Consider the following 6,942-nt stretch of genomic DNA (forward strand, 5'->3'; position numbering starts at 1 on the left):
GTTCCGGCACGGAGGGGGAAACGCCGAGGGGCCCGGTCGACGGACGGGGCCCCTCGAAGCATCTCCGGCACAGGTGGCTAGAAGAACACCCCGCACCGCAGCAGCACGTTCGCGTACGGCCGGGCCTCCCCCGTCCGCACCACCAGCCGCGCCCCGGCGGACAGTTCCTTCAGCTTCTCGTGCGACACGTACGACAGCTCGGCGAACGACCCGGCCAGCAACCCGTCCGCAGCGGGGTTCGCGACCTTCACCTCCTCCGCCGCGACCGCCCCCTCGACCACCAACTCGTCGAGCAGCCCGGCGAGTACGTCCTCGAACGACGGCACCCCCGCCCGGAACGCGAGGTCCACCACCCGGGGCCCGTCCGGGATCGGCATCCCCGCGTCGCACACGAGCACCCCGTCCCCGTGCCCCAACTCGGCGATGGCCCCGGCGAGATGGCGATTCAGAATCCCGCCCTTCTTCACAGCGCGTCGACCTCCTCGGCGGTGGGGAACGACTCCTGCGCACCTCGACGTGTGACAGCGACCGCACCGACGCGAGCCGCGTAGGCAGCGGCCTCCGCGAGGGACGACCCCGCCCCCAACTTCCAGGCCAGCGCTGCCGTGAAGGAGTCCCCGGCCCCGGTCGTGTCGACGGCGTCGACCTTCACGGACGGCACCCGCACGACCTCTCCCGACGAGGCGGAGGCCACCAGCGCCCCCTCCGAACCCAGCGTCACCACAACCGACTTGGGACCACTCGCGAGCAACTCCCGCACCCACTCGGTGGGATCGTCGCCGAGGGAACCGCCCCCCAGGATCACCCGAGCCTCGTGCTCGTTGACGATCAGCGGATCGCACGCCGCCAACACCTCGGCGGGCAACGCCTGCGGAGGAGAGGGGTTCAGCACGAACCGTGTGCCGGACGGCAGTTGGCGGACGACCTCCACGACCGACTCCAGCGGGATCTCCAACTGCGCGGAGACGACCCGCGACGCGTGGAACAGCGACCCGGCGGCCCGGACGTCCTCCGGCGTGAGCCGCCCGTTCGCGCCGGGCGACACCACGATGCTGTTGTCGCCCGACGGGTCGACGGTGATCAGCGCGACGCCGGTCGGCGCCCCGCCCACCAGCACGCCCACCGTGTCGACCCCGGCGCCCTGCTGCGACTCCAGCAGCAGCCGCCCGTTCGCGTCGTCCCCGACCCGCGCGAGCAGCGCCGTACGCGCGCCCAACCGGGCGGCGGCGACAGCCTGGTTGGCCCCCTTGCCACCGGGATGGACGGCGAGGTCGGACCCGAGCACCGTCTCTCCGGCGCCGGGCCTGCGCTCGACACCGATCACGAGGTCGGCGTTGGCCGACCCGACGACCAGCAGGTCGTAGTCGTACATGAATTGACTCCCAGTCATCCCTGCGAACGGCGGTGCGGGTGGCGGGAGTTCACGTGTCTCCCGCCACCCGCCCCTGAGCTGTCTCAGCCGCTGAACCCGGCCACGTTCTCCTTCGTGACCACCTTCACCGGCACCTTGATGGTCTCCTCGACCTTCTCGCCCTTGATCGCCTTGAGCGCGTTGTCCACGGCGATCTTCCCGAGCTGCGACGGCTGCTGGGCGACCGACGCGTACAGCGTCCCCTGCTCAACCGCCTTGAGTCCGTCGGGAGTTCCGTCGAACCCGACGACCTGGACCGACTTCCCGGCCTTGGACCCGAGCGCCTTGGCCGCGCCGAGCGCCATCTCGTCGTTCGCGGCGATGACCCCCTGCACGTCCGGGTGCGCCTGGAGCAGGTTCGACATGACGTCGAGCCCCTTGGTCCGGTCGAAGTCGGCGGGCTGCTGCGCGACGACCTGGATACCGGGGTACGCCTTGAGCCCGTTGGCGAAGCCCTCGGCCCGCTCGCGCGCGGCGGACGTACCCGCCTGGCCCTGGAGGATGACGATCTTCCCGCTGCCGCCGAGCTTCTCGGCGAGGGTCTTGGCGGCCTGCTCGCCGCCGGCGACGTTGTCGGAGGCGACCAGCGCGTCCACGTCGGCCTTGTTGACCCCGCGGTCGACGGCGATGACCGGGATCTTCGCCTTGTCCGCGGCCTTCACGGAGTTGCTCGCGGCGTCCGAGTCCACCGGGTTGACGATGATCGCGCCGAGGTTCGAACTGGTGAAGTTCTGGAGCTGGTTGGCCTGCTGGGAGGCGTCGTTCTGCGCGTCGGTGACGGTCAGGTCGACACCCAGCTTCTTCGCCTCGGCCTGCGCACCGGACCGGATCTGCACGAAGAACGGGTTGTTGAGCGTGGAGAGCGAGAGGCCGATCTTCTGGTTGCCGGACGTCGAGTCGTTGTGCAGGAACGACGTCGCGCCCACGATCGCCACCGTCACGACCGCCGCGATCCCGTACGTCGCGACCTGCTTCCCCTTGCCCCCGCCGGGCGCCCCGATCGCGGTCGGCGCCGCACCGGCCTTGCGCCGCACCGTGTCGAGCAGCACCGCCAGCGCGATGACGACACCGATGACGACCTGCTGCCAGAACGCCGAGACGTTGAGCAGGTTCAGCCCGTTGCGCAGCACCGCGAGGATCAGCGCGCCGATCAGCGTCCCCGACGCCTTACCCGTACCCCCCGCGAGGGAGGCGCCGCCGATGACGACGGCGGCGATGGCGTCCAGCTCGTACCCGCTGGCGGCCTGCGGCTGCGCGGAGGAGAGCCGGGAGGCGAGGACGACACCGGCGATGGCGGCGAAGACACCGGACATCGCGTAGATCGCGAGCTTCTGCCGGTTCACCCGCAGGCCCGACAGGCGTGCCGCTTCCTCGTTACCACCGATGGCGTACATCGAACGGCCGATGTACGTACGGCCGAGGACGAACGCGGCGATGAGGCCCATGGCCACCATCACGAGCACCGGCACCGGCAGCCACCCGCCGAGCGTGTCGCCGAGGTGGGAGACGGAGTCCGGGAACGCGATCGGCGACCCGTCCGAGATGACCAGCGCGAGCCCGCGCGCCACCGACAGCATCGCGAGCGTCGCGATGAACGGCGGCAGCTTGCCGTACGAGATCAGGAAGCCGTTGATCAGACCCGCGGCTATACCGGTCGCGAGGGCCAGCAGCACCGCGAGCACCACCGGCACGCCGTGCGAGGTGGCGGTCCATGCCAGGACGGTCGCCGAGAGCGCGGCCACCGAGCCGACCGACAGGTCGATGCCCGCCGAGACGATCACGAAGGTGACACCGAAGGCGAGGATGGCGGTCACGGCCGCCTGGACACCGACGTTCAGCAGGTTGTCGGTGGTGAGGAAGTCGCCCGACAGCGCCGACATGGCGATGACGAGGACGATCAGCGCGGTCAGCGCGCCGTTGTCGAGCAGCAGGCGGCGCACCGCCGCGGCGCCACCGGCGCCCGTACCGCCCTTGAGCGTTTCAGCGGCCACGGGGGGCCTCCAGTTCGGTAGTGGGGTTGCTCACGGCCAGCGACATGACCGAGTCCTGTGTGGCCTCGTCGGCGGACAGCTCGCCCGCGATCCGGCCCTGCGCCATCACCAGCACCCGGTCACTCATCCCGAGCACCTCGGGCAGATCGCTGGAGATCATGAGGACGGCGGCCCCGGCGGCCGTCAGTTCGTTGATCAGCTGGTAGATCTCGACCTTGGCGCCGACGTCGATCCCGCGCGTCGGCTCGTCGAGGATCAGCACCTTCGTGTCGGCCAGGAGCCACTTGCCGATGACGACCTTCTGCTGGTTGCCGCCGGACAGCGTCCGCACCTGCTGGCCGAGCCCCGCCATCCGCACCCCGAGCTGCTCGGCGATCCGGGCGGCGTCGTCGTGCTGGCTCTTGAGGTCGACGATCCCCCCTTTGGTGGCAGACCTGAGAGTGACCAGTCCGAGGTTCTCCTCGACCGACTGATCGAGGACGAGCCCCTGACCCTTGCGGTCCTCAGGTACCAGTCCGATACCGGCGGCCATGGCGGCGACGACGTCGTGACGCCGCAGGGAAGCCCCGGAGACCCGGACCGTACCGTGGTCGTACGGGTCGGCCCCGAACACAGCCCGTACTACTTCGGTACGACCCGCGCCCACGAGACCCGCGATCCCGACGACCTCACCGGCCCGCACCTCGAAGCTGACGTCGTGGAAGACGCCGTCCCGGGTGAGCCCCTCGACGGACAGCAGAGCCGCGCCCGTCTCGGCCCGCTCGCGTGGGTACTGCTGCTCGATGGACCGGCCGACCATCAGCCGGACGAGCTCCTCCTCCGGCGTGGAGGCGGGGACCTGGCCGACCGACTTGCCGTCCCGGATGACCGTGACCCGGTCCCCGAGGGCGGCGATCTCCTCCAGGTGGTGCGTGATGAAGACGATCCCGACGCCGTCCTCGCGCAGCTTCCGCACGATGACGAAGAGCTTCTCGACCTCCTCGGAGGTCAGCACGGCCGTCGGCTCGTCCATGATCAGGACCCGCGCGTTCAGGCTCAGCGCCTTCGCGATCTCGACCATCTGGAGCCGGGCGATGCCCAGTTCACGCACCCGCGCGCGGGGCGAGACACTGACGCCGACGCGTGCGAGCAGCACCTCGGCGTCCGCCTCCATCTGCTTGCGGTCGATCATCCCGTACCTGCGCGGCTGGCGGCCCAGGAAGATGTTCTCGGCGACCGTCAGATCGGGGACGAGGTTGAACTCCTGGTAGATGGTGGCGATCCCGAGCCGTTCGGAGTCCTGCGCGCCATGGATGCGCACCTCCTCGCCGCCGGCCAGAATCCGCCCCTCGTCGGGGGTGTAGGCGCCGGAGAGCATCTTGATGAGCGTGCTCTTTCCCGCGCCGTTCTCACCGAGCAGCACATGGACCTCGCCCCGCTTCAGGTCGAAGTCGACGCGGTCCAGCGCGACCACCCCGGGGAAGGTCTTCCGTATGCCCTCGATGCGCAGCAACTCGTCCGCGTTGCTCACGACTGGCTCCTGTTCGTTACGGGGTTCTCGCCGCACGAGCGGCGAACGACGAGACGGGCGGGAAGGGTCACCGACTCCGGCGCCCGCCCCTCGATGCGGTCCACGAGAGCGCGTACGGCGGCCCGCCCCAGCTCGTCCGTGGGCTGCGAGATCGCGGTGATCGGCGGGTCCGTGTGCACGAACCAGCGGATGTCGTCGAACGCGGCGAGCGCGATGTCGTCCGGCACGCGCAGCCCGCGCGCGCGTACGGCGTCCAGGGCGCCCAGTGCCATCAGGTTGTCGGCGGCGAACACGACCTGCGGGGGTTCGGGGAGGTCGAGGAACCCCTCGGTCACCCGCCGTCCGCTCTCCGCCTGGAAGTCGCCCTGGCCTATGTACTGGTCCGGCAGGTCGAGCCCGCACTCCGCGAGCGCCTCCCGGAACGCCTCGACGCGCTCCTGACCGGTCGTGGTGGCCGCCGGGCCGGCGATGATCGCGAGCCTCCGATGGCCCAGCCGGTGCAGGTGCGTGACGAGATCCCGTACGGCCGCCCGCCCGTCCGACCGCACCACGGGCACGTCGACGCCGGGAATCCAGCGGTCCACGAACACCATCGGCGTCCCGCCCCGGGCCGCGTCCAGCATCAGCGGCGACCCGCCGTCGGTCGGCGACACGAGCAGCCCGTCGATACGGCGGTCCAGGAGCGTCCGTACGTGGTGGTCCTGGAGTTCCGGACGCTCATCGGCGTTCCCGATGATCACGCTGTACCCCAGCGCCCGCGCCTCTTCCTCGACGGACCTGGCCAGCTCGGTGAAGTACGGATTCAGCACGTCGCTGATCACGAGGCCGAGGGTGCGCGTCTCGTCCGTCCGCAGCGACCTCGCGACCGCGTTGGGCCGGTACCCCAGCGCCTCGACGGCCGCCTCGACCCGGGTCCGGGCGTCCGTACTGACGGAGGGGTGCCGGTTGAGCACCCGCGACACGGTCGCAACGGACACACCCGCCTCGGCGGCAACATCCTTGATGCTCGCCATGACCGCCCCACCTCCTCGTGGAATCGATTACATCGACGTGTCAAACACGATTGGAATCGATTACATGCCCGAGAAGCAAGTGTTACGCCACTGGCCGAAACCCGATCGTGATGAACCCCTGCTCAGATGAGCGCGAGGTCGTACCGGACCCCGCCGCGCGCGGTGGCCCCGCCGGCCACGAATCCGTTCCGCTCCAGAACGGTCCGTGAGGCTCGGTTCTCGACGGCCGTCCCCGCGAAGAGGGCCCGGAGCGCGTACGCGTCCCGCGCCAGCCGGCACACCTCTCCGACACTCCGCGTCGCGACGCCTCGCCCGGTCCAGCGCTCCCCCACGCGGTATCCCAGCTCTGCGAGCCCGTCCTCGACGTCCACGAGGTTGACCCTGCCCACCACCTCCTCGCCGCTCATCACGACGTGGAAGTGACACACCCCTTCCTCCTGCTCGGCCAGCAGCCCGGTGAGCCGCTCGTCGAACTCCCGGAAGTAGTCGTCGCCCCGGTCGGGGATGGTGCGGGCGAAGTAGGCGCGGTTGTCGAGTTCGAAGGCGAGGAGGGCGGGGGCGTGGTCTGCTCGGAGACGCTCCAGACGGGTCATGGGGCGACGCTAGCTCGGGGGTGCGGGGCGGTGGAGGTCGGTGCTTGCCCGTGGAGTCCCGTCCGTCCGCTGCGGGGGACAGCGAACGGGCGGGACGTTCAGGGGTGTTGAGGTGGTTCTCGGGGGGGGCGGATCAGGTGTGGAGGAATCTCGTCAGGGTCGCGGCGGACATCGCGAAGAGGCTGGCGAGGCTCAGGGTCGTGAGGAGAGTGTTGAGGAGGCGGGGAGTGGGGGGCGGTGGGGGTTGAGTCGGGGGGATGCGGGGTGGGGGTGTCACGTAGGTCGGGGGGACTTCGGTGATCTGGTGGGGGTGGGGTCGGATCACTGGGGGTGGGCCTCGGTGTGGTGGCGGCGGAGGAGGACGTTGGCGTCGGTGGCGGCGCTGTAGTCGTGGTTCTTGGCGGCGGCGCGGCGGAGGGTGGCG

At 70.4% G+C, this 6,942-nt stretch carries 6 protein-coding genes; all 6 read right to left on the reverse strand.

Features of this window, described 5'->3' with window-relative positions; all coding sequences use genetic code 11:
- Positions 1–77 precede the first annotated feature (77 nt).
- The 6 genes from rbsD to ABZX85_RS11920 all read right to left on the reverse strand — a co-directional run bounded on the left by rbsD (position 78) and on the right by ABZX85_RS11920 (position 6,518).
- Positions 78–467 (reverse strand): D-ribose pyranase, encoded by a 390-nt coding sequence (gene rbsD, locus ABZX85_RS11895; protein ID WP_355865401.1) that lies wholly within the window; start codon positions 465–467, stop codon positions 78–80.
- Positions 464–1,372, reverse strand: a complete 909-nt coding sequence (locus ABZX85_RS11900) for a ribokinase (protein ID WP_355865404.1) — start codon at positions 1,370–1,372, stop codon at positions 464–466. The genes rbsD and ABZX85_RS11900 overlap by 4 nt, the downstream gene beginning before the upstream one ends.
- Positions 1,373–1,455: 83 nt before the next feature.
- Complete coding sequence (locus ABZX85_RS11905; protein ID WP_355865406.1) at positions 1,456–3,402, reverse strand: substrate-binding domain-containing protein; 1,947 nt, start codon at positions 3,400–3,402, stop codon at positions 1,456–1,458.
- Positions 3,392–4,912 (reverse strand): sugar ABC transporter ATP-binding protein, encoded by a 1,521-nt coding sequence (locus ABZX85_RS11910; protein ID WP_355865409.1) that lies wholly within the window; start codon positions 4,910–4,912, stop codon positions 3,392–3,394. The genes ABZX85_RS11905 and ABZX85_RS11910 overlap by 11 nt, the downstream gene beginning before the upstream one ends.
- Complete coding sequence (locus ABZX85_RS11915; protein WP_355865412.1) at positions 4,909–5,925, reverse strand: LacI family DNA-binding transcriptional regulator; 1,017 nt, start codon at positions 5,923–5,925, stop codon at positions 4,909–4,911. The genes ABZX85_RS11910 and ABZX85_RS11915 overlap by 4 nt, the downstream gene beginning before the upstream one ends.
- A gap of 122 nt (positions 5,926–6,047) precedes the next feature.
- On the reverse strand, positions 6,048–6,518 hold the full coding sequence (locus ABZX85_RS11920; RefSeq protein WP_355865415.1) for a GNAT family N-acetyltransferase: 471 nt from the start codon (positions 6,516–6,518) through the stop codon (positions 6,048–6,050).
- Positions 6,519–6,942 lie beyond the last annotated feature (424 nt).

Source organism: Streptomyces sp. NPDC004539, assembly GCF_040610055.1.
Classification (GTDB): Bacteria; Actinomycetota; Actinomycetes; order Streptomycetales; family Streptomycetaceae; genus Streptomyces.